At 41.8% G+C, this 21975-nt stretch carries 24 protein-coding genes; 6 read left to right on the top strand and 18 right to left on the bottom strand.

The features are described 5' to 3' along the window. Positions 1 to 39 precede the first annotated feature (39 nt). Both CVD27_RS27730 and CVD27_RS04845 read left to right on the top strand, forming a co-directional pair. Positions 40 to 246, top strand: a complete 207-nt coding sequence (locus tag CVD27_RS27730; RefSeq protein WP_142384076.1) for a spore germination protein — start codon at positions 40 to 42, stop codon at positions 244 to 246. A 144-nt stretch (positions 247 to 390) separates the two neighbouring features. After that, positions 391 to 1680, top strand: coding sequence for an NCS2 family permease (locus CVD27_RS04845; RefSeq protein ID WP_101646778.1), 1290 nt, complete (start codon positions 391 to 393; stop codon positions 1678 to 1680). A 62-nt stretch (positions 1681 to 1742) separates the two neighbouring features. Here CVD27_RS04845 and CVD27_RS04840 read toward each other — a convergent pair whose 3' ends face one another. Continuing rightward, complete coding sequence (locus CVD27_RS04840; protein ID WP_101646753.1) at positions 1743 to 2924, bottom strand: NupC/NupG family nucleoside CNT transporter; 1182 nt, start codon at positions 2922 to 2924, stop codon at positions 1743 to 1745. A 255-nt stretch (positions 2925 to 3179) separates the two neighbouring features. Here CVD27_RS04840 and CVD27_RS04835 point away from each other — a divergent pair, with 255 nt between their 5' ends. Beyond that, positions 3180 to 3941 carry a TrmB family transcriptional regulator gene (locus CVD27_RS04835; RefSeq protein ID WP_101646752.1) on the top strand — a complete coding sequence of 254 codons (762 nt, stop codon included), beginning with the start codon at positions 3180 to 3182 and terminating at the stop codon, positions 3939 to 3941. A gap of 28 nt (positions 3942 to 3969) precedes the next feature. Here the strand turns inward: CVD27_RS04835 and deoD are convergent, their stop codons facing one another. The 7 genes from deoD to ssb form a co-directional block, all read right to left on the bottom strand. Continuing rightward, positions 3970 to 4674, bottom strand: a complete 705-nt coding sequence (deoD, locus tag CVD27_RS04830; RefSeq protein ID WP_101646751.1) for a purine-nucleoside phosphorylase — start codon at positions 4672 to 4674, stop codon at positions 3970 to 3972. A 46-nt stretch (positions 4675 to 4720) separates the two neighbouring features. Next, positions 4721 to 5887, bottom strand: coding sequence for an MFS transporter (locus CVD27_RS04825; protein ID WP_101646750.1), 1167 nt, complete (start codon positions 5885 to 5887; stop codon positions 4721 to 4723). Between the two features lie 326 nt (positions 5888 to 6213). Further along, complete coding sequence (locus CVD27_RS04820; protein WP_101646749.1) at positions 6214 to 6783, bottom strand: DUF6241 domain-containing protein; 570 nt, start codon at positions 6781 to 6783, stop codon at positions 6214 to 6216. A gap of 210 nt (positions 6784 to 6993) precedes the next feature. Next, positions 6994 to 8175 (bottom strand): 3D domain-containing protein, encoded by a 1182-nt coding sequence (locus CVD27_RS04815; protein WP_101646748.1) that lies wholly within the window; start codon positions 8173 to 8175, stop codon positions 6994 to 6996. 128 nt (positions 8176 to 8303) lie between these two features. After that, complete coding sequence (locus CVD27_RS04810; RefSeq protein WP_101646747.1) at positions 8304 to 8738, bottom strand: hypothetical protein; 435 nt, start codon at positions 8736 to 8738, stop codon at positions 8304 to 8306. A 372-nt stretch (positions 8739 to 9110) separates the two neighbouring features. Continuing rightward, complete coding sequence (locus tag CVD27_RS04805; RefSeq protein WP_101646746.1) at positions 9111 to 9335, bottom strand: hypothetical protein; 225 nt, start codon at positions 9333 to 9335, stop codon at positions 9111 to 9113. Beyond that, a complete protein-coding gene (ssb, locus tag CVD27_RS04800) occupies positions 9322 to 9696 on the bottom strand; it encodes a single-stranded DNA-binding protein (protein WP_101646745.1) in 375 nt (124 codons plus the stop codon). Before ssb ends, CVD27_RS04805 begins: the two co-directional genes overlap by 14 nt. A 245-nt stretch (positions 9697 to 9941) precedes the next feature. On the opposite strand from ssb, the gene CVD27_RS04795 reads away from it, so the two are divergent. Together CVD27_RS04795 and CVD27_RS04790 are read left to right on the top strand one after the other, a co-directional pair. Further along, positions 9942 to 10373 (top strand): YwpF family protein, encoded by a 432-nt coding sequence (locus CVD27_RS04795; RefSeq protein ID WP_101646744.1) that lies wholly within the window; start codon positions 9942 to 9944, stop codon positions 10371 to 10373. Positions 10374 to 10465: 92 nt separating this feature from the next. Beyond that, positions 10466 to 10726 carry a hypothetical protein gene (locus CVD27_RS04790; RefSeq protein ID WP_101646743.1) on the top strand — a complete coding sequence of 87 codons (261 nt, stop codon included), beginning with the start codon at positions 10466 to 10468 and terminating at the stop codon, positions 10724 to 10726. A 196-nt stretch (positions 10727 to 10922) separates the two neighbouring features. Here CVD27_RS04790 and CVD27_RS04785 read toward each other — a convergent pair whose 3' ends face one another. The 5 genes from CVD27_RS04785 to spoIIID all read right to left on the bottom strand — a co-directional run bounded on the left by CVD27_RS04785 (position 10923) and on the right by spoIIID (position 13966). Continuing rightward, complete coding sequence (locus CVD27_RS04785; RefSeq protein WP_101646742.1) at positions 10923 to 11264, bottom strand: hypothetical protein; 342 nt, start codon at positions 11262 to 11264, stop codon at positions 10923 to 10925. A gap of 105 nt (positions 11265 to 11369) precedes the next feature. Further along, a complete protein-coding gene (gene fabZ / locus CVD27_RS04780; RefSeq protein WP_101646741.1) occupies positions 11370 to 11804 on the bottom strand; it encodes a 3-hydroxyacyl-ACP dehydratase FabZ in 435 nt (144 codons plus the stop codon). Positions 11805 to 11878: 74 nt separating this feature from the next. Then, entirely contained in the window at positions 11879 to 12166 is a 288-nt protein-coding gene (locus tag CVD27_RS04775) for a DNA-directed RNA polymerase subunit beta (protein ID WP_101646740.1), read from the bottom strand. 271 nt (positions 12167 to 12437) lie between these two features. Then, entirely contained in the window at positions 12438 to 13439 is a 1002-nt protein-coding gene (locus CVD27_RS04770) for a rod shape-determining protein (protein ID WP_101646739.1), read from the bottom strand. 254 nt (positions 13440 to 13693) lie between these two features. Then, entirely contained in the window at positions 13694 to 13966 is a 273-nt protein-coding gene (gene spoIIID, locus CVD27_RS04765) for a sporulation transcriptional regulator SpoIIID (protein ID WP_007086083.1), read from the bottom strand. A gap of 604 nt (positions 13967 to 14570) precedes the next feature. Here spoIIID and CVD27_RS04760 point away from each other — a divergent pair. Beyond that, positions 14571 to 14882, top strand: coding sequence for an MGMT family protein (locus CVD27_RS04760; protein ID WP_101646738.1), 312 nt, complete (start codon positions 14571 to 14573; stop codon positions 14880 to 14882). Between the two features lie 75 nt (positions 14883 to 14957). Here the strand turns inward: CVD27_RS04760 and CVD27_RS04755 are convergent, their stop codons facing one another. From CVD27_RS04755 to CVD27_RS04735, 5 genes are all read right to left on the bottom strand, one after another. Beyond that, positions 14958 to 16955: a penicillin-binding transpeptidase domain-containing protein gene (locus CVD27_RS04755; RefSeq protein ID WP_101646737.1), complete on the bottom strand. Its 1998-nt coding sequence runs from the start codon at positions 16953 to 16955 to the stop codon at positions 14958 to 14960. Between the two features lie 300 nt (positions 16956 to 17255). Further along, a complete protein-coding gene (locus tag CVD27_RS04750; protein WP_101646736.1) occupies positions 17256 to 18065 on the bottom strand; it encodes a M23 family metallopeptidase in 810 nt (269 codons plus the stop codon). A gap of 223 nt (positions 18066 to 18288) precedes the next feature. Then, positions 18289 to 19323: a stage II sporulation protein D gene (gene spoIID, locus CVD27_RS04745; protein ID WP_101646735.1), complete on the bottom strand. Its 1035-nt coding sequence runs from the start codon at positions 19321 to 19323 to the stop codon at positions 18289 to 18291. 312 nt (positions 19324 to 19635) lie between these two features. Then, positions 19636 to 20946, bottom strand: coding sequence for a UDP-N-acetylglucosamine 1-carboxyvinyltransferase (gene murA, locus CVD27_RS04740; protein ID WP_101646734.1), 1311 nt, complete (start codon positions 20944 to 20946; stop codon positions 19636 to 19638). 32 nt (positions 20947 to 20978) lie between these two features. After that, positions 20979 to 21779 (bottom strand): YwmB family TATA-box binding protein, encoded by an 801-nt coding sequence (locus tag CVD27_RS04735; protein ID WP_101646733.1) that lies wholly within the window; start codon positions 21777 to 21779, stop codon positions 20979 to 20981. Positions 21780 to 21975: the final 196 nt, after the last annotated feature.

Below are 21975 nucleotides of genomic sequence, written 5' to 3'. Positions count from 1 at the left end.
CCTAAGGGACCATAAGATACATTAGGACGGTGATAAAAAATGAAATTCATCCATATCACTAATTTTAGTGTGGACAGCCTCTCTAATAATGCCAACATTAATATTGGACCCACCCTTCAAAATAGCCATACAGCCAATTCCATTATCGTTGGCAGCAATATCAATATCGGCGATCACGGCAAAATCCTATCCAAAATCATCAACAAAGGCACAAATATCACACCTTCTAAAGATAGCGGCGATTAAACCTCAATTAAACCTACTTACAGATGGTAAATGGTGACAGGCACCATTTATCATCTGTTTGTGTTATAATATGCTCCGGCATGAGTTAATTTTATGAACTTAATGCGGGTGGGAGAGGGAAATCGCGAAAGTGTGATAATAATTATGAAGGGAGTTTTTAAGCTTAAGCAGCATGAAACAACTATTAGAAAGGAGGTTATAGCAGGGTTAACGTCGTTTTTTTCGATTGTCTATATCCTGGCCGTGAACGCAAAGATTTTGGAAGATGCGGGAATTCCTTTAGAAGCTGGAATTATTGCAACTGTCCTTTCTTCGTTTATCGGATGCTTGTTGGTTGCCTTTATCGCCAATACCCCATTAATAATTGTTCCAGGAATGGGGATTAATGCCTTATTTACGTTTACGATTGTAGGTTCGATGGGGCTTGATTATAAGGAGGCTTTAGGGGCTGTTGTTCTTTCTGGCATCCTTTTTGTGTTGGTTGCCTTTACCAAATTACACAGCATCCTGACTAAGGCGATTCCAGATTCATTGAAAGAATCGATTTCAGTTGGAATTGGTCTATTTATTGCCTTTATCGGCCTGCAAAAAAGCGGCATTATTGTCGGGAATTCAAATAACTTTGTTTCCCTTGGTGAGTTATCGTCACCTGTGGTGTTGGCCTCCATTATCAATCTGATCATTGCCTTATTTCTCTTCTTAAAGAAGGTACCGGGGAATTTTTTAATCACGATCATCTTAGGGACGTTGGTTTCCTATTGGTTTGGTCTGGTCCACTTTAATGGGATGGACACTAGCTTCATCTCCTTTGAGAGCTATAAGGATGTTTTCCTAAGCAGCCATTTTGGAAAGTGGTCTTTCCTTCCATTTTGGTCGGCTGTCTTCTCATTGGTGTTAGTGCTCGTCTTTGAAAATATCGGGCTGGTCCATTCCCAGGTGAACGGGATGCTCGGGGCACCTGAAAAGAGCGGGAAATCTTTGAAGGCCATCTCTATTTCTACCATAGTCTGCGGACTTTTAGGCACAAGTCCTGCTGTTTCAACGGTTGAAACAGCAGCAGGGATTACGACAGGCGGGAGAACCGGGTTAACCTCTGTTATAACAGGTTCACTCCTTCTGCTATCTCTTTTTTTCATGCCGTTTATCAAACTAGTACCAGATGCCGCCATCACCCCTATTCTCATTATTATCGGGGGACTGATGATGAAAAACGTGGTAAATATCGATTTCACTGATTTTACTGAAGCATTTCCGGCCTTTCTGGTCATCATTATGATTCCATTAACCTATAGCATTGTTGATGGAATTGCTTTCGGATTTATCGCTTATCCGCTTGTAAAAGTTTTTTCAAATAAATCCAGACAGATTACTTTTTCAAGTGTCATCATTTCCCTGTTGTTCTTTACGAATTTTCTGCTTCATGCAGTTGGGTAATGAAATACAAAAATACGCCGCGGTTCGCAAACCGCGGCGTATTTTTATCTAACCCCAATCCGTTACAAAACAATACTTACAATCACCGCTGATAAAACACTTACTAAGGTGGCTCCGTATAATAGCTTTAAACCAAAACGTGCAACCGTATTTCCTTGCTTTTCGTTTAAGCTCTTTACGGCTCCTGCAATAATTCCAATCGAAGAGAAATTCGCAAACGAGACAAGAAAAACCGAGATGATTCCTAATGTACGCGGACTAAAGCTGGATTCCATTTTTGATAAATCCATCATGGCTACAAACTCATTTGTTACCAGCTTTGTTGCCATAATTCCTCCAGCCCGTACTATTTCTGAAAAAGGAATACCCATGATAAAGGCAAGCGGTGAAAAAACATATCCTAAGATTTCCTGAAAGGATATCCCGAAAATTAAATCGAAGACGTTATTAATTCCAGCCATCAATGCCACAAAACCGATTAACATGGCACCCACAATGACGGCTACTTTAAACCCATCCAAAATATATTCCCCTAGCATTTCGAAAAAGCTTTGTTTTTCCACCTCTTGTATCACCAAAATATCCTCACTTGGTTTCACCAAATAGGGATTAATAATAGAGGATACGATAAATCCGCCGAATAAATTAATGACAAGGGCAGTGACGACATATTTTGGTTCAATCATGGTCATGTAGGCTCCGACAATGGACATAGAGACGGTCGACATGGCGGAAGCACACAACGTATATAAACGATTCGCCGGGAGCAGACCAAGCTGTTTCTTAACCGTAATAAACACTTCAGATTGTCCAACAATGGCCGAAGCCACGGCATTGTATGATTCCAATTTCCCCATACCGTTTATTTTGCTTAGCAATAATCCAATTCCTTGCATAATCAACGGAAGGATTTTCACATACTGAAATATCCCAATTAAAACTGATATAAATACAATAGGAAGCAGAACCGATAAGAAGAACGGTGATTCTCCCTTATTTGCAAGCCCGCCAAACACAAACGATATTCCGCTTGCCGCGTAGTCTAATAATTTAGTAAACACCTCAGCAAACCCTGTGATAATGACTAACCCAAAGGTTGTATTTAATAACAAAGCGGCTAAGATGACTTGAATAACGATCATAAGGATAATCGGTTTCCATTTGATTTGTTTCCGATTATTACTTGCAAGAATTGCTAGTCCAAAAACAACTAATAATCCGATAATAGCAATGATGTACTTCATAATTATGTTCCTCCACATACTGTCTTCACTAACTGAAGTCGCTTACAATTATTCGTAAGCTTCAATTTTTAACCTATTGATAAAAAAACACTGGATTACTATATCAGTAGTAACTATTTTTGTAAAGGTAAAAATCACTTATAATGTTTACTTATTTGTTTCGCCTATGCTAATTGCGCAAAAACATTTTACAATGCCTGCTTTATCCCCTATGATTAATTTAGTTTTTCAAATTTTTCAAAAGAGGTCTGATGGATGCTTAAAAAGTTTGGATTTTCTCAATATGAAAGCAAAGTATATGAAGTTCTCGCGTCCACCAATGAGCCGTTGGATGCCACGCTCATTGTAAAATATTCCGGCGTTCCAAAAGCCAAGATCTATGAAGTGCTGACTCGAATGATTGAAAAAGGACTCGTCTTAGACTCTGTTTCCGAAAAGAAAAAGCTCTACACTGCCCTGCCTTTACATCTTGTGATCGAAAAATTAACAAAAGAATTTCAAGAAAATATAAATCAGTTAAAAAATAATACCTATCAAAGCAACCTGTCTGATGACCGGGTGTGGAGTTTGAAGGTCGATTCTTCGATCCAGCTCCAATGTAAACAGCTTCTCCAAGAAGCCAGTCATTCGATTCAAGTTTCGGTGTGGAAGGAGGACTTCCAAGAGTTTTTGCCTGTTTTAATCGAAAAAGAACAATCCGGTGTGAAAGTAGAGGCACTCGTTGTAGGTGAGGTTCAAGAGTCAGCCTTATCCTCCCTGCATGTCCTGTCACCTAATGAAGAACACCGAAGATTAGAGAAAAACCGCCTCATCATTATTGATGAGGAGACGATTTTGTTTGCCGGTGTGGAAAACGATGCATGGCAGGCCATGATTACAAAATCAAAACCATTTGTAAAGTTTTTTGTCGAGTTTTTCTACCATGATGTTGTTTTAACAAAGGTCACCAAAAAATATGAAGACCAGTTAATGAAAGATGAAGAATTCAAACATCTCCTATTGAGGCTTCGGTATTAAGAGCGCAGAGGGCTAGCCCCCCTGCCTTTTATTTTGTAAGGGTGTCAAGAGCAATAACCACCATATCATTAAAGGTTGTTTGCCGCTCTTCAGCTGTGGTATCTTCTCCCGTGAAAATATGATCGCTGACTGTTAGAATGGATAGTGCCGAAACTCCATACTTAGCCGCTAAGGTATACAAAGCGGTGGTTTCCATTTCAACAGCCAATACCCCGTAGTCTCCTAACTTCTTGACGATTTCCATACTGTCACGGTAAAACATGTCCGCTGATAATACATTACCGGCCTTCATGTCCATTCCCATTTGAATCCCCTTTTCGAAAGCTTTGTTTAACAAATGGAAATTTGCACATGGTGCGTAATCAATCCCTGGGAAGGTGAGGCGGTTGATATTTGAATCCGTAGATGAAGTCATCGCAAGAATCACATCACGCACATGGATATCCTTTTGGATGGCACCGCAGGAACCCACCCGAATTAAGTTCTTTACACCATAATCGCGGATTAATTCATTAACATAAATGGAAATGGAGGGAATCCCCATGCCCGTTCCCTGAACGGATACTTTCTTCCCTTTATAAGTTCCGGTAAATCCCAGCATCCCTCGGACCTCATTGTAGCAAATAACATCTTCTAAGAAGGTCTCAGCAATGTACTTTGCTCTCAAAGGATCTCCAGGCAATAGAATATCTTCAGCAATTTCCCCTTGTTTTGCATTAATATGAACACTCATTTGATCATGATTACAGAGATTCCGTAACCATGTTCACCTCCTATAGTTAAATTTGTTGAGCCGCCCGATTCCGCACATTTCCCCGTGTTATGGAAAAAATGGCGCACATTAGTGCGATGAAGACAAAAATCCCGCCAATTGAGGCATTATATAGAACTGAATATTGATTGATGACCATACCGCCAATAACAGACCCTAAGGCAATTCCAACATGTAAGGCGGAATTATTTAAACTTTGTTGAATATCAGATGTCTCAGGCGAGGTCTCAATTAAATAGTTTTGCTGTGCAGGTGTAATCGCCCAGCTTAACATACTCCACACCATCATGACAATGACAAACAAAGTAATGGAAAACGTCACTTTTGGCAGGATAAACATCACAAGGCAAAAGATCACCACAATAGTCAATATACTTTTCTTTGAACCCCACTTGTCCGCCATAAAACCGCCCAGTCCTCCGCCAAAGACGGCAGAAATACCAAAGATCAAATAAAAAATACTCACCCATGTCGGATCTAAATGCAAGGTAGATTTTAAAAAGGGTGTCAGGTAGGCATATAGGGTTAAATGACCTGTTAAAAACAAGATCGAAGTTAATTGTGCAAACAAAATTTTTGTATTTTTTAAGGTCTTTAATTGCTTGCCAAGGGAAATGACTGGTTTGGGTTCAATTTTATCCAAAAAGAAATAAACCCCCATCATCGATATCAGTGTAAGAATGGCGATGAAAAGGAATGGCGACCGCCAGCCGAAGTGATTTCCTACGATAAGTCCAGCCGGTACCCCTAAAACTAAGGAGCCGCTGATTCCCATGAAGATCACTCCAATGGCCCGCGCCCGGAATTCATCCTTCACCATACTTGATCCAATGGTTACACATAGGACCACTAATAAGGATCCACATGCTGCAGAGATGATCCTCGATAAGAAAAGAACCAGAAAATTCGGACTTAAAAAGGCTACAAGATTCCCCGTAAAAAATAAACTTAATGTAATAAGTGCTAATCGTTTCCGTTCCACCTTAGCGGTTAAAGTTAACAGAACAGGTGAAGAAATCGCAAAGACAAGCGAATAAATGCTAATTAGTTCACCAGCCTTACTAATGGAAATCCCCAGCCCACTTGAAACAATGTCTAAGATTCCGCCAACAATTAATTCCGCCATGCCTACTACAAAAGAAACAATAGCTAAAATATAAACTCTAACATTCAACTACTCTAACCTCCCTTTCATGGATTCGTCTATTTGGTTACCACTGTAATGGTAACCTATAGAACAGATATATGGCAAGCACTTTTTTTACAATAGCTCTGTTAAATTTGGTTGTTGATTTCCGCTCCAGGCGCTCGCTTTCCGCGGGCGTGCCGGGGAGCCTCCTCGGCGCTTTGCGCCTGTGGGGTCTCCCCTGCCCCGTACTCCCGCAGGAGTCGAACGCCTTCCGCTACAATCAACAGAGCATAAAAACAACAATGTCGTTTAACAGAGCCTTTACAATAAAAAAACCCTAACGGAAGGTTAGGGTTTAACGATTTTCGGTCTTATTCAAAATTATTCTTAATAAACTTTTCTTCTTCCTCTTTACTCAATACACCATACGCTTTTCCGATGGTTCCGTCTTCCAATTCCCAGAAATAGTTATGATCATGGTCAATCTGGTCAAAGTCGCCTTTTTTCCACTTATCAAGGATTTCTAGTAACTGTATTTTGTGGACAAAACTACTTTTTGAAACGATGGTATATACTTGATTTATAGTGTCCTCGGTTAAAGGAATGGCTCCCCACTTTTCACTTGCTTTTACTTTTTGATGAGTCATCTTGTGCATCACTTCCACAACGAGAGACTCTTTGGATTCCTCATCAATTCCTATATCATACTGAACCCCGCCGATTTTTGCGGTTTGATCTTGCTGTGAAGTTTGTTTTTGTTTCGCAGGTGTAGTCGTTTTTTTACTTTCTGAGGGTTTTGACGTTTCCGATGGTTCCGCCGTCACTTCCGAAGCTTTGTTTTTTTCGTATTCAGCCGCATTGTTCATTATTTTATAGCTGGCAAAAATACCAATAATTAATAGTATAAGGACCACTCCAGCTACTTTTAAATCTTTTTTCATTTTATCCCCCCTATTTTTGCCCTTGAAATAAACAAAATTCAGAATAGTGTATAAATATTATTTCAAAAAATGGATATTATTTCAACCTTGCCTTCGGTCAAACAGAAAAAAGAGACCCAACATTTTATTTGTCAGGTCTCTTTTATCGTTAATAAATCATTCAGTTTATTTTCAGCTAGTAATCTAGTTTTTACAATTTTGATTCTACAACTAATTCAGGATGACTACTTTAACGGTTCTTCTTCCAAAAGCTAAAGCTTTTGCTTTTGTTGGCATTAAAATATCAATTCTGTGACCCTTAATGGCACCGCCTGTATCGCCGGCAACCGCTACTCCATAGCCTTCTACCCATACTTTGCTTCCAAGAGGAATGATTCTTGGGTCTACCGCGATTACTTTCATATTTGGATTCGCAGCAACATTAAGACCCGTAGCTGTACGTCCGGAGCAGCCCTTACAATCGACAGTATACGCAGTTGCCGTCACATAGATTTCTTTCCCTTCTGCAGTACCTTTGGTGGCTGAGTTATTTGAAGCTGCGTTATTGCTTACTGGAGCTGCAACCGGTCTAGCCGTATCTGCACTCGCTTTCGCTGCTGCTGCCGCTTGGGCTGCACGAGCTTTTGCCTCTGCCTGTTCCCTTTGAATAGCTGCTTGGAGGTTCTTCATTTGTGACTCGATTCCCGCTTTTTCCTGCTGGGCTACTGACACCTGCTGCGAGATTTGCGCATATTTTTGCTGCATAACGGTTAACGTTTGCTGCCTCTTTTGCATATTTTGATCAAGCTCCGCCTGCTGTCCTGCAAGCGCTTTCTGATCCTCTTCTAATACTTTCTCTTGACGATCAATTTCTGCTTTATCCTTTTCGATCTGTGCAAGATCCTCTTGTTGAGCTGTTAAAATATCTTTGTCTGCATCAATTAATTCTGAAGCAGCACTCGCACGCTGGATAAAATCTGTAATACTATCAGATTCAAAGAATAGATTAATGATTAAGTTCGCGTTGCTGTTTTGCTGCATGGCTACTGCCCGCTTTTTCATCACATCTTGCCGGGCAAGCATTTTATCTTCTATTACAACGATCTCTTGTTTTTTCTCTTCGATTAACTGATTCGTAGCATCGATTTTTTCCTGTAATCTTGCCATTGCGTCTTTGTTTTTGGCAATCTCATCGGAAATGGATGTTAATTCAGTTTGAATATTTTCAATTTCATTATTAACCGTTTGTTGTTCTTGTACTTTTTGCTCTACGATTTGCTGCTTCTGCTCTAACTGGGCTTGGGCGTTATGTAGTGCTTCTGTATTTGTTTGTGCGTATGTAACCATTGAACCTGATACACAAAACATAGCTGTAAGTAAACTGAGAATTATACGCTTTCTTGTCGTTTGCATACCCTTCTCCCTCCTTATTACTATCATTTATACCAGAACAATGTAACAGTCATGTTACAAAAAGAATAAAAGTGTATCACAATTTGTCTTATTTCTTAAGAAAGTGTCTATTCTGTGGCATAACAGTGTCAACTTTTGGGCTGTCCGGATAGATTGTCTAGGTTTTTCTCTGCGGTAAGGAATCGTCTATTTTTCTTTTTCCGCGGCCGCATTTTCCGGTAAGAAGAGGTCTCCAAATAGGTCACCCTATCTTCTATTCTTACAATAAAGTTATTAAATATCTCTAAGACTTCTTCTTCGGTAAGAATTTGATCGGTTTCTGCTATTTGCAGGGAGTTTTGCTGATAGGAGAGGACGATATGGTAATTTTTCATTTGGATTGAAATGTTTGCTTGCTCCTCCAGCGGAATTGATTGGTAAGATTCATTCGTAGGTGTTGGAAAAGCAGCGAGTGGTTCGTTTGATAATAGGAAAGCATCGTAAATACTTGGTTTTCTAGTGATTCGTATTTCTTTGCTGCTAACAATATCTCCAATAAACATTAAGCTGTTTTTATTCTCCAAACACAAAACCTCCATTAATGACAATTCTTTACACCAATTATTGTTATTCGACAATAATATCCATCACACCTGTCATTCCCTTTTCGAAAAGTGTCAAATTTTTGAACGTTATATCACACGAAGAAGCCGCTGACACGAGATCAGCGGCTTCTTTTTAAAAAAACAGGGGGGTTTTTCTACTAGTTTGCCCTGCCGGCTGATTTTTATACAGAAATATTCAGAATATATTTATAAAAAAACGGCACCTTGCTAGATGCCGGAATAAAGGGGGGTTATCGGGGATAGGATTGATTCTTTATATGAAAGGAATGTTTTTAAAATAAAACTCGCTGTCATTTGCGAGCCCCTGCGGGCAATTTAAATTGGGTCTGCTCAAAAATGTAATGGGAATTTTTCTAGTGAATGGTGGTGATGTCTGGGGTAGTTTTCTAAGAGGTCTTTTTCCTTTATGACAAGCTGCTGCTCCCGAATCAGGCATTCTAGCTGGCGTACGCGTATCTGCAGGTTATCCACATTTTTATTAGCCTTTCCGACCATTTTAATTAAACTTTCTAGCAGCTGCTCTAATTTGGCCTGATCGTCCTCATGATATCCCAATCGCGGTTTCCTCCTTTTTTCCCTCTGGTACCACATCGTGCGGCCTTGCACTTAGGAAACGAATCGATTCTGCGACTACCTCTGTCACATAGACCTTTTTCCCATCTTTGCCGTCGTAATTGCGGGACTGCAGTCTGCCGGTAATACCTACGACCGCTCCTTTTCGACAATACTGGCAGGTGTTTTCTGCCGCCTTCCGCCAAAGTGTACACTGGACAAAATCTGCCTCTATTTCTCCATTATGATTGCGAAAATTGCGATTGACCGCAAGCGTAATTTGCGTCACGGCCGTTCCCTCCGTTGTTTTCCTTAACTCCGGATCCCGGGTCAGCCTGCCAACAAGTGTAACTTGATTAATCATTTTCTCAACTCCTCTACTATTTGATGGCTTTATCATAGCTTCTTTGTTCCACTGTTGTAAAATGGAGATAAAACAAGTATTATGGATGTTTTTGTCAAATATTTTAATTAACTCCCCTGTTTTTGTCATGGATCCGTGCCATTTTACCTATAAAAATAGATTAACCAATTTTCGACAAAAAGTTTTCGACATTTGCATTTGCTTGACTTATGCTATAATTAGGAAAAAATAAACAGGAGGTAGCGATGAAATCTTTTAAGTTGTACTCATTAGAAGTCGTGGAAGATGAAAACTCAGTGGATATTCCATTAGTGGATGGCTTGATTCTGAACAAAGAAGACGAACACTCCACCTGGCTGCTTGAAGCTTATACAGACCTGTCCCTCTTTGATTATTTTAAGAAAATCTCCGAAGAAGATCGCGATATCATTATTGAAGCGGTCATCACCAAGAAGGAGAACGCCCCTGCCTATTTTCAAACCAAGATTTGCTCACTGATTCAATTCGAAAAACATATTAGCGTCCTTTTCCAAGGCCATCTGCGCCGCAGTAAAAGTGATTATTCTGAGCTATTGCTTGACAGCCTGATTGAAAAAGGGTTGAAAGGGCCAGAACTGCTTAAGGAATTCAAGGAAAAAATGCAAAGTAAACCGAAAATAAAAGTTAAAAATCACTGATACCAGCCACTGGCTGGTTTTTTATTTGTGAAATTCTTATTGCTTTTTTGGGTAATTCTGGGGATACTTAAACTACAAAGGGGGAGTTTTATTTGGAAAGTGCGATTAGTTTAATTGTCAGTCTTGCATTTGCTATTTTTTTATTTATTGATGCACCAAAGCATAATAAAAGCCGCTGGCTGTGGGCCATTTTGGGATTTATTTTCGGGCCGATTGCCCTGGGGATTTATTTTATTAAAACAGGCCGTAAGGTGGCAGGCTGGATTATTACCATCCTGGCGATTCTTTTCTATATTGTGATCATTGGCCTTATGATTACTGCTGCTGTATTATTTACAAACGGATTTTCATAAGAAAAGCGCAAGGCGCCCGTCTATCGGCGACAAGCACAAGACGAGCTGGCCAAAAGGTTGTTCTTTAACCTTTTGGACGGATTGGGCTGTGACCTCGAGCCGTTGGCGCCTGGAGCTGGACAATTCTCGAAGTCGAAATTTATACTTTCTTATCTGTTGAGAAAAAGGGGCAGGCTTATGGCCTGCCTCCTTCTTTTTACCGGTCAATATTATCTCGGTCGTTTCTATCAAGGTCATCTTCAATGATTTCTTCTTGTTTCGTATTGATGTCCTTCACAGGGTCTTTGTCAGTGTCCGTGTTTGTATCATTTTTATAACGATCATTGTCATTTACATCATCGTCATCGATATTATTGTTGTCGATTAGGTCATCGTTTCTGTCATCTCTTAGATTGTTATCGGCAGGATTTTGGATATCGTTCCTCATGTTGTTATCCGTGATTGGCGCATTTTTATCATTATCGTTGTTGTTACAGCCGACTAAAAGTACCCCTGATAACATAGACCCAATGAGTAATTGAAAAAGCTTTTTCTTCAAGTTAAGGTCCCCTTTCGCAAATGGTGTTTGCGTTATTAGGGTCCCTTGACTTGGTTTTTTTTATCCTAAAAAACGGCTAAGATTCCCCCAGCCGTTCTTGTCAACTTATTCCTTTTTCTCTCCAAGCGCAAAGGTGATTTCTGCTTCGCACGCAATTTCTCCGTCCACGGTTGCAACGGCTTTGCCTTTACCGACAGGGCCGCGCAGGCGAGTCATTTCCACTTCAAGGCGAAGCTGGTCGCCAGGCTTTACTTGCTTTTTAAAACGGCAGTTGTCAATTCCTGCAAAAAATGCTAAACGGCCGCGGTTCTCTTCCTTTTTCAACATGGCCACAGCTCCAACCTGAGCTAGTGCTTCCACGATTAGGACACCGGGCATAACTGGGTAATCCGGAAAGTGGCCGTTGAAAAATTCTTCATTGGCAGATACATTTTTAATTCCGATCGCTCTTTTGCCTTCTTCTACTTCAAGAATGCGGTCAACGAGCAGAAAAGGATAGCGGTGGGGAATGATTTCTTTGATTTGTTCGATATCTAACATAATTAGTACCTCCTCCTAGTAACTGATTCCATTCTACTATATAGAAATGGGAAGGGCAATTACTCCCTTCCCCGTTATTTCTTATCAACTAAATCGATGATATGCGTCCATGTCGATTCTTTAAATACATCTCCCACATTTCCACCGCCAAGCGCTCCATAACCAACCGTTGCTCCCGCTATTACGCAGATAACTATACTAACCAACAAAAGAACAAGACGAAGCCAGATCGGAATCAAGCGGATCCGAACTCGCTTGGTGTCTTGAGACACAGGTGCAGCGTCTTTATTATTCTGCAATGCCTCTTGTTTCGCCTTTTTATATTCTTCTCTCGAACTAGCTTGTCCATTATTTCCCGTCATTCATTAATTCCCCTTTAGCCAAATTCCATTCCTTCCAAGAATCCGGCGAGTTAATACATATTATAACCGATAAATTTCGCTTTACTTAAGGTTCATTAACTCTATTATAAAAAATTATTCCTAAATACTCATTACTTTTTTTTGGAAGCATGGGGACGGTTCTTGCGCTTCCTCTTTTTGGAAGCGCGAGAACCGTCCCCATGCTTCCCCAAATAAAAAAGTCCAATGATGGGGCTTGTCCAGCCTGCTTCATTAGACTTTGTTTGGGTTGTTATCCTAGTTTGCGGTTTGAGATGCGGTCGATGTTATCTAGCATGATGCCTGTGCCGATTGCTACACAATCCATTGGATTTTCTGCCACCAATACAGGTACTTTTAACTCTTCAGCAAGCAGCATATCAATGCCATGCAGCAATGCTCCGCCTCCAGTTAAAATCACACCACGGTCGATGATATCTGCAGAAAGCTCAGGTGGTGTGCGTTCTAAGACGCTTTTTGCAGCCTGAACAATGACGGCCACCGATTCACGAAGGGCACCTTCAATTTCTTCTGAACGAACAGTAATGGTACGCGGTAACCCACTCACCATATCACGGCCGCGGATCTCCATTTCCTCTGAACGGGAACCTGGGAATACCGTACCAATGTTAATTTTAATATTTTCAGCCGTACGCTCCCCGATTAATAACTTATACTCGCGCTTGATGTAGTTGAGGATTTCCATGTCGAACTTGTCGCCGGCCATTTTGATGGAGGAAGAAGTAACGATATCGCCCATCGATAGTACGGCCACATCTGTTGTTCCTCCTCCGATATCTACTACCATGTTTCCACTAGGCTGGAAGATATCCATACCGGCACCGATTGCGGCTACCTTTGGCTCTTCTTCCAAGTAAATCTTTTTGCCGCCGCTTTTTTCTGCAGCTTCTCTGATTGCCTTCTGCTCGACGCTTGTGATGTTCGTTGGGCAGCAAATCAGGATGCGTGGCTTCGATAAAAAGCCCTTAACGTTTAATTTATTAATAAAGTGCTTTAGCATCGCTTCAGTCACATCAAAATCAGCGATCACGCCGTCTTTTAGCGGACGAATGGCCACGATATTTCCAGGTGTACGTCCGACCATGCGGCGCGCTTCTTCACCTACTGCTAGTACTTTATTTGTATTTTTATCAATCGCTACGACGGAAGGTTCATTCAGCACAATTCCACGGCCTTTCACGTGAATTAACACGTTAGCCGTTCCTAAGTCAATCCCAATATCCCTTGCAAACATTCTTTTTCCTTTCCTCCTTGGAAACAAAAATCCACATTCTTTTCCTAATTGACAATTGTACCATATTCGGTAACATTTCCATAACAATTTAATGTAATTATCATGACATTTGTTGAACTTAATCGAATGGAAGGCTTCAGGAAAGAAAATTGAATGGTTGCATGAAAAGAGCAATCTGATATCAGATTGCTTGTTTCACCTTTTTAGGCTTTCATAAAAGTTTCTAGATAAATGAGATACTCTCAAAAAGCAGCTTACTTTACGGCCTCGCCTTCTTTTTCTTCTTTCTGATATTTCATTTTTGTCGCCTCTCCACCCCTGAGGTGACGGATTGATTTATGGTAATCTAAAATTTCTTTAACCTCATTTGCCAGCTCTGGATTAATCTCAGGAAGTCTTTCTGTTAAATCCTTATGGACTGTACTTTTGGATACGCCAAACTCCTTCGCAATGACGCGAACCGTTTTCCTCGTCTCCACGATATACTTTCCAATCTTGATAGTTCTCTCTTTGATGTAATCGTGCACACTCTCGCCCTCCCTAAATTGGATGTGAGTAGTGTGAAATGAGACCCGCTTATCACTTCGACGAATTCTGCTTCCGTGTGTAGTGTTAATGGTGACAGGCACCACAAAAAGACATTGTCCACGTTAGGCGGACACTTTGCACATACTTGTTCCACACGGCAGAAAGTTTTTACCTTCTGTCAATACGATGAATAATCATGTCCCCGGCTAAATACCTGCATCTTCAAACGACTCCTCACCTCAAACACTCTCTTTGTAAAGGTTTGTAACCATTTTATTAGCTTGGATACGGGTTTATGCACAAAATCCACAAACAGGACAAGGCTGGTTAAAGAATTTTTCGAAAATAGGACAATGACCTTTTTTTCGACATTTGGCCCAAATTCAAGCCCCCCAAGGGATTGAGCCCAATTTTAGTCTCAAAGGCCTAACGCCCTTTAAGGGATTTGTCGAAAAATTTTTTTGCAAATTGTTATTTTAATGAAGTTTTTTTAACGCCGTATGATTCCGAAACACTAGAAAGACAGACAGTTTCTACTTGTGTTATCAAAATATTATATAATGTTCCTATCATAAATTATTCGAACGGAAAGGATTTCACTCTATGACACCATTTACTGAACATGTGATTCAAATTATCCGCAGCATCCCCGAGGGGAAAGTCATGACCTATGGCCAAATTGCCGCTCTTTCTGGGAGCCCTCGTGCCGCCCGTCAGGTCGTGCGTGTCCTTCACTCGATGAGCAGGAAATATAAGCTTCCTTGGCACCGTGTGATCAACAGCAAGGGCCAGATTGCTCTCACAGACGACGAATCCTATCATGAGCAATTGTTTTCCCTCGAAAGTGAAGGAGTGGAAATCGGACTGAATGGAGTCATTGATTTAAGAAAATATCAATATCACCCAGAGGAATAGTTCTTCATTATTATCAATACCTCATCCAATAAAAAAGCACAAGTGACCTAAATCTCTCACTTGTGCTTCTCTCTCTTATTTCCATTTTTCGAATACACTCTTCACTTTTTTCACCGTTATCGACGATCCGCCCCGGCCTTGGACATTCTCCACCATCATCGCCACCATCAGGCTTGGCGAATTCGTATTATAGGCAATAAACCAGCCATTTTCGGTGCCTGTCACCCCTTGCTTCTGCTTAATCTCCGCTGTCCCCGTCTTGCCTGCCAACGGATAACCAGAAATCTCAGCGGTATGGGCCGTCCCGCCAGGATCACTTACGACCTTCCGCAAATCTCCCGAAATCAAGGCAGCATTCTCAGCTGACACCACAGCTTCTTTCCAAACCTGCCCCTGCTTATCATCGGCCAGCAAAATCGGTTTCAGCATATTGCCGCTGCCGCTCACAAACGGCGTATACGCGGCCATTAAATGAACAATACTCATCTGTACCTGCCCCTGGCCGTAGCCTGAATCAGCAAGCGCAATCTCGTTCCCTAGCGTGCCTGTGACCGACTTCTCAAGCGGGTACGGATATCCCATATCCTCTTCAAAGCCAAACTTCTTCAATCCATCCACAAATTTATCTTTCCCAAGCTTCAACGCTGCCTGGGCAAAATAGATATTATCGGAATACACAAGCGCCTTCTCTAGATTAACTGGATCCGTCCCGTCATGGACCCTCGTTACAAAATAATTGCCCCATGACTTATCCTTCTGCCACTTTTTGCCGAGAATCGGCACGCCTTCAGCCGGCACAATGGTCCCATTCGTCAACCCAATCGCTGCCGTCAATGGTTTCATCACCGAACCAGGCGCATAGCCCATCTTAAACCTTGTCAACAATGGCTGCTTCGGATTGTTCCTTAAGGCCTGCCACTCCTCCGCCGCCAAACCGAGCGTCACCTGATTGGGATCAAACGATGGGCTGCTGACAAGCGCGAGTGTTTCCCCGGTCACTGGGTTCATCGCTGCAGCTGTCCCTGCTTCCCCATTCAGTTCGTTAAACACCGTCTTCTGTAACTCTGCATCAATTGTCAGCTTAACATCCTGCCCATCGACAACCGGCTTCTCCGCAAGCACCACATTCTCGGCCCCGGCTGCCTTCTTTTTAATGACGATTTTCACGCCGCTTGTCCCTCTTAAGCGCTCATCCAGCACCTGCTCAAGACCACGCTTTCCGATCACATCACCACTTGTGTACCCCTTGTCTTTCAGCTTCTCCAGCTCATCGGCCGTAATCGCCCCGACATAGCCAAGAAGCTGTGCCGCAGTCTGTCCATAAGGGTATACCCTTGCTTCCACCTTGCGTGTCTTTACAGGCTCTAGCGCAATCAATTTGGCAATCCGCTCTTTGTCATCCATTGACACCTTCTTCAGCGGCACAAACTGCCCCTCTTTCACCCAGCTTGCACTAAGCAGCTTGGTGATTTGCTCCCGAGTCATCTTTAAAAGCGGGGCTAATTCTGAAATGACTGAGTCCACTGACGTCCCAGCCACCACACCGACCTCGTACACCTGGCCATTCACGGCCAGACCGTTGCCGTTCCGGTCCAAAATCTCGCCGCGTTTAGGCGCCGTCGTGCTCACGCCAATTGTGTCGCCTTCTTTTAATTCTGGAAAAATAAACTCTGTATTCCAGTCTACATACCAGTTTTTGTTATTGTCTCTTTTTTCCTCTTGTAATCTAGCTTGCTGGGTAAATTTAATAGGCCCTGCGATGCTATTCATACTTGCGGTAAAAGAATATTTAGTTTGTTCTTCCTCTTTCTGATCTTTAGTTGGCTTTTTGAAGTCAATCTTGAGGTCTGTAATCTGAAGATCATCGTAGAGTTTTTCATAGCGGCTCGTGAACTGCTCTTTGGTCATATTCTTTTTCGCATCAGTTGATAAGTAATCATACATTTTTGCAAACTTTTGCTGGTTCCATAAGGCTATGTAATCGGAGAATCGCTGCTCTGGGGTTGGTTCCTTGCTGCAGCTTGTAAGGACTGCGATGACGAGCAGGAGCAAGACCCCTAGAATCTTTTTCAAAACTAAATCCCTCCTTTTATTCCCATTTTAACATATATGTACAAGGAAAGGATTTTAACGTAATAAGTTCCTTTTTAGAAAATATTAATCGTTTATTAATAATTTGTTCATATATAGGCGCTATACTATGTTTATTCACACTTATTCAAACCCCCTTTGATATCCGGCCACATGGCCGGATTTTTTTTGTAAACAAGGGGACGGTTCTCATGCTTCCGAAGCATGAGAACCGTCCCCTTGCACACCCGTGCACACAAAAAAAAGAGGAAAGTATTTTTCCCCTTCCCCTTTGTTGCTTTATTATGAGTTGCTGTTATCTGTAGAGTTTGTTGAATCGTCAGAAGCAGGATCTTCAATCTTTTGTTGGTCTTGCTTTACTTCTGGAGTTTTTGACGATTCTTTGCTGTCATCCGATAAAGTGTCTTCTTGCAGTGTGTTCAACGACTTTTCGAAGTAGTTCGATGGGTTTACTGCTACACCGTCTTTACGGATTTCAAAATGTACATGGGTTCCAGCTTTTTCATTGAACAAGCTTTGTCCAGCCTTGGCAATCACTTGATCTTGTTTTACTTGTTCGCCAACCTTCACTTGGATGTCTTTCACAGATTGATATTGTGTGACGATGCCCTTGTCATGTTCGATTTCAACGACGTTACCTAGGGTTGCATCTTCTTCAACACGTGTAACGGTTCCGCTAAGTGATGCTGTCACATCAAAGCTTTTGCCGTTTTTCATTGTGATGTCGATACCAGTGTTTGGCACATACGTATTATTGTAGAATACTAATGCGGCTTCCTGGTCTGCTGCTTTGCCTTGGAAATCGTAGAATTTTGTTTTGACTACTGCATCATCGGCATTTGCTACCGGCATTTTGAAGTTTTCCATTGCTTTGTTTACTTCAACTGCTGGAGCATCGTTCTTTTTACCGGAAAGGTCAGTGGCCTTGTAATCATACTTATTTGTGTTGCTGCTTGATGATTGATACCATAGAACTCCGGTTAAAATGATTGCTGCACTTGCGATATAGATGGCTGGAAATACCCAACGCTTTTTGAAAAAGCGTTTTACACTGGAACTTTGAGAAGATCGTTTGTTTTCTTCCTCTCTCATTTTCATCACCTCAGCAATCATTCTGAACAGATAAGTAGAATTATATACACGAGTCCAAAAAAATTTTAAAAACTTATTTTTCGACACTGAGTATGTTTTTATGCATGATATTAGAAAAATTTTTTTTGGAGGTTGTTTTAAAAATATTGTTTGCGGTTATTGCCTTAACCATCACCTAAAACAGCAAAAAGCCAGGCACATTGCCTGACTCAAGGTTCAAATTCTATTTTTGTGCTGTCAAAGTCGATAGCATACTATCTGCGGAGGTAACCTCTACGCCTTTATAATAATGCTTTACAATCTCCTTATAATCGGCCCCTTCTTGTGCCATTCCATTCGCTCCATACTGGCTCATCCCGACACCGTGGCCAAAGCCCTTTGTCGTAATCACGATATTATTCCCTTTCCTCTGCCACGAGAAATCGGATGACTTCAAATCTAGTTTTTCACGGATATCCTTACCCGTTAGCACTTTCCCATTAAAGTTCACTTTTCCAACCCTTTTTCCAGTAGTTCGGGCCGTTATTTTTCCAATCGTGGAGCTCGATCCAATCTTCACACCGAGCTTTGACTCAAACTCTTTCACCGTCAACACCTTTTGATTAGAAAACTTCGGTGACTTTTTATCCCATGGACTTGATACACTTCGCAAATAAGGAATGCTGCCTGCCCAATAATCCTCTGAGTCTTCCGTATAGCCATTCCCCGTGGAGAAGAATAAGGCATCAATCGGCTTCCCTTCGTAAGTCAAAATCTGGCCGCCTGTCGTCCGGACTGCTTCGATGACCTTTTTCTTTTTCCAAGCATAATCCTGGCCCCAGTCCCGTCTCATTTCCGCATCATTCATGTAAACCTGGTGAATTTGCGTGTCCGTTACCTGTGCGCCCTTTGGCACACCCATCGTATCTTTATTGATTAGTCTGTTTACAATATATGTCCGAGCCGCCAGCGCCTGTGCCTTGAGCGCTTCTTCTTTAAATTCTGCAGGCATTTCTGCTGCCACGACACCCACAAGATACTCCTCTAAAGGAACTTTTTCAATGACCCGCTTAGCTGAACGAAATACCGATACCGTTAGAGCTGGATCTGCGCTTGAGGTTGTGGGTGTTCCCTTTGCTGAGGCCTTTGTTAAGTCTTCTCCGAGCTTTCCGCTCGTCTTTTGATCACCTGAAAAGGGCAGTACAACAACAGAGGGAATAATGATGGTTAAGGCAATGAGGAGCGACGCTAGTACGATGAGTGGTTTGATTTTGTTCATGATAGTGCCTCCAGTTTGTAAGTTTCTTGAGCCAGCACAACCTGCCGGAATACATCTCATTTCATACATATGGAAGCGGACAAGCATTTATTACAGAAATTTTCACAAGAATAGATAGTGAAAATAGTGCCTGTCACCGTTACTACTCTACGCATCATGTATAACCATGAAACGGTGACAGGCACCCCATCGGCACACCTCACCACAGTGTCACCAAAATAAAAGAATCCCTTAGTATCACAGCCGTCGGATATCAGACGATTGTCTACTAAGGGATCCTTTCACTTAAATTTCATTCTTTTTTATTAAGCTTTATGCATTCATATCAGAAACAAATTTCTTTACTTCAACAAATGTTTCGTCTGCTTCTTTCACACGTTCGATATCTGCGCCTAATCCAGCCAGCTTGCCGTGGAAGTTCACATAACCGCGGTCTAAGTGTTTCAACTCCGTCACGCGTGTCACGCCTTCAGATACCAATCCAGTCAGAATCAACGCTGCCGCTGCACGAAGGTCAGTAGCAGCTACTTCCGCACCTTGCAGATTTGAAGGACCATTTAAGATGACAGAACGGCCTTCAATCTTGATGTCTGCATTCATGCGGCGGAACTCTTCCACATGCATAAAACGGTTCTCAAACACCGTTTCCGTAATCATGGAAGTTCCTTCAGCACGAAGCAATAAAGCCATCATCTGTGACTGCATATCAGTCGGGAAACCAGGGTGCGGCATCGTCTTAATATCGACTGCCTTTAAACGCTCAGGACCGATGACACGAACGCCATCTGCTTCCTCCTGAATTTCAACGCCCATCTCTTCCATTTTCGCAATCAAAGAGGATAAATGCTCAGGTACAGCACCGCGAACCAATACATTACCTCCCGTAATCGCTGCAGCCACCATAAACGTACCCGCTTCAATCCGGTCAGGAATAATATTATGATCAGCGCCGAATAATACATCAACGCCCTCAATTCGCAAAGTACCAGTGCCGGCACCCTTCACGCGAGCGCCCATTTTATTTAGGAAATTAGCTAAATCGACAATCTCAGGTTCTTTTGCTACATTCTCAATAATAGTCGTACCCTGAGCAAGAGTCGCTGCCATCATGATGTTTTCTGTTGCTCCTACACTTGGGAAATCCAGGTAAATCTTTGCACCTTTTAAGCGGCCGTCAACCTCCGCTTCAATAAAGCCATTTCCTACTTTCACCTTTGCACCCATGGCTTCAAAGCCTTTTAAGTGCTGGTCAATAGGACGGGATCCAATCGCACAGCCGCCAGGTAAAGCAACCCGAGCCCGGCCATTCCGAGCCAATAAAGAACCCATTACTAGGACAGACGCACGCATTTTACGTACGTATTCAAACGGCGCCTCATCTTTTAACACTCTAGATGCATCAACAATAACGGTATTATTGTCAAAAGCCACTTCAGCGTTTAAGTTGCGTAACACTTCATTAATTGTAAATACATCGGAGAGTGTAGGTACATCACGTAACACACTTTTTCCATCACTTGCTAATAATGTTGCAGCGAGAACAGGTAATACGGCATTTTTTGCGCCTTCCACTTTAACTGAACCATATAACCTTTGTCCGCCGCGGACGATGATCTTTTCCAAGAGTATTCCCCTCCGCGTCCATTTTCTCTATATTAATATTCAATCGTAATGATAGGGGTTCCAACTACTATGGTAGTCTTCGCGCCCAATCCTTCGGAGCGTAAGCCAATTTGTAAATTCATGTTATTCAATTTGTGATCTATGGAGCCTGTAAACATTGGCGATGTTGCCGAAACAGACATGAAATTCTCCTCTTTTAACGCTTCGATCTCTTTTGCATTAAAACCTGACATTACCTTGCCAGCTTTCTTTGCCAAAGCCGTATCCATCTTATCACTGAAAACGCCTTTCATACAAGAGAAAACTGTAGGTTTTTCCCGAAATATGTCAGATAGCCTATTTCGGAACTTTTTGGTAGTGAAAAAGCCCTCTGTCGCCTTGTTCCACTCGCTTCCACGAACACTATATACTATATACGCATCTACAGGTTGTTTTGTGTGGGTTGCCATCAATTGAAGCGTTTCTTGGTGGTGTTTTGATGATGGAGATATTGCTGTCACTTGCCATTTCTGGCTGGTGTTGGTTACAGACCAATCCCAATCCGGAAACTTTTTCTGAAGCTTTTTCGCATAATTCTGCACTTCCTCCATACTTTCCATGCCCGTTACATGTTCACGTGCATAAAAAGACCAATCATTGAGCAAAATATTTTCGGCTTGTAAAACAGAACCAATACTCGCTAAATCATTGGCGCCTTTTGGCAAAATCGATGAGTCATGCTTTTCTGCCTTTAAAAAACTGCTCATAGCTTCAGTCGTTCTGTTCCCCATCACAACAAGGATCAAACTGACAATCGAAATCATATATAAAAAATTCTTAAAATGTCTCTTCATTTCGCTACTCCCCCTTACCACCATTGTTGCCAGGCGGTAAAAGAGCAATACTTAGGAAATGTCGTCACATTCTGACAAAGATAAGCTTTTGACATTCTTAGCTTTCCACATAAACTCGATTGTACTCAAAATATCGCGAAATGGAAACATGTAGTTAGACCTAAAAATTTTCCAATTTTGGAAGCATGGGGACGGT

It is taken from the genome of Neobacillus cucumis (assembly GCF_002860255.1).
GTDB classification, from domain to species: domain Bacteria; phylum Bacillota; class Bacilli; order Bacillales; family Cytobacillaceae; genus Neobacillus; species Neobacillus cucumis_A.
Note: the sequence above shows the minus strand (reverse complement) of the source record. Positions and strands in the feature narration are given on the sequence as shown.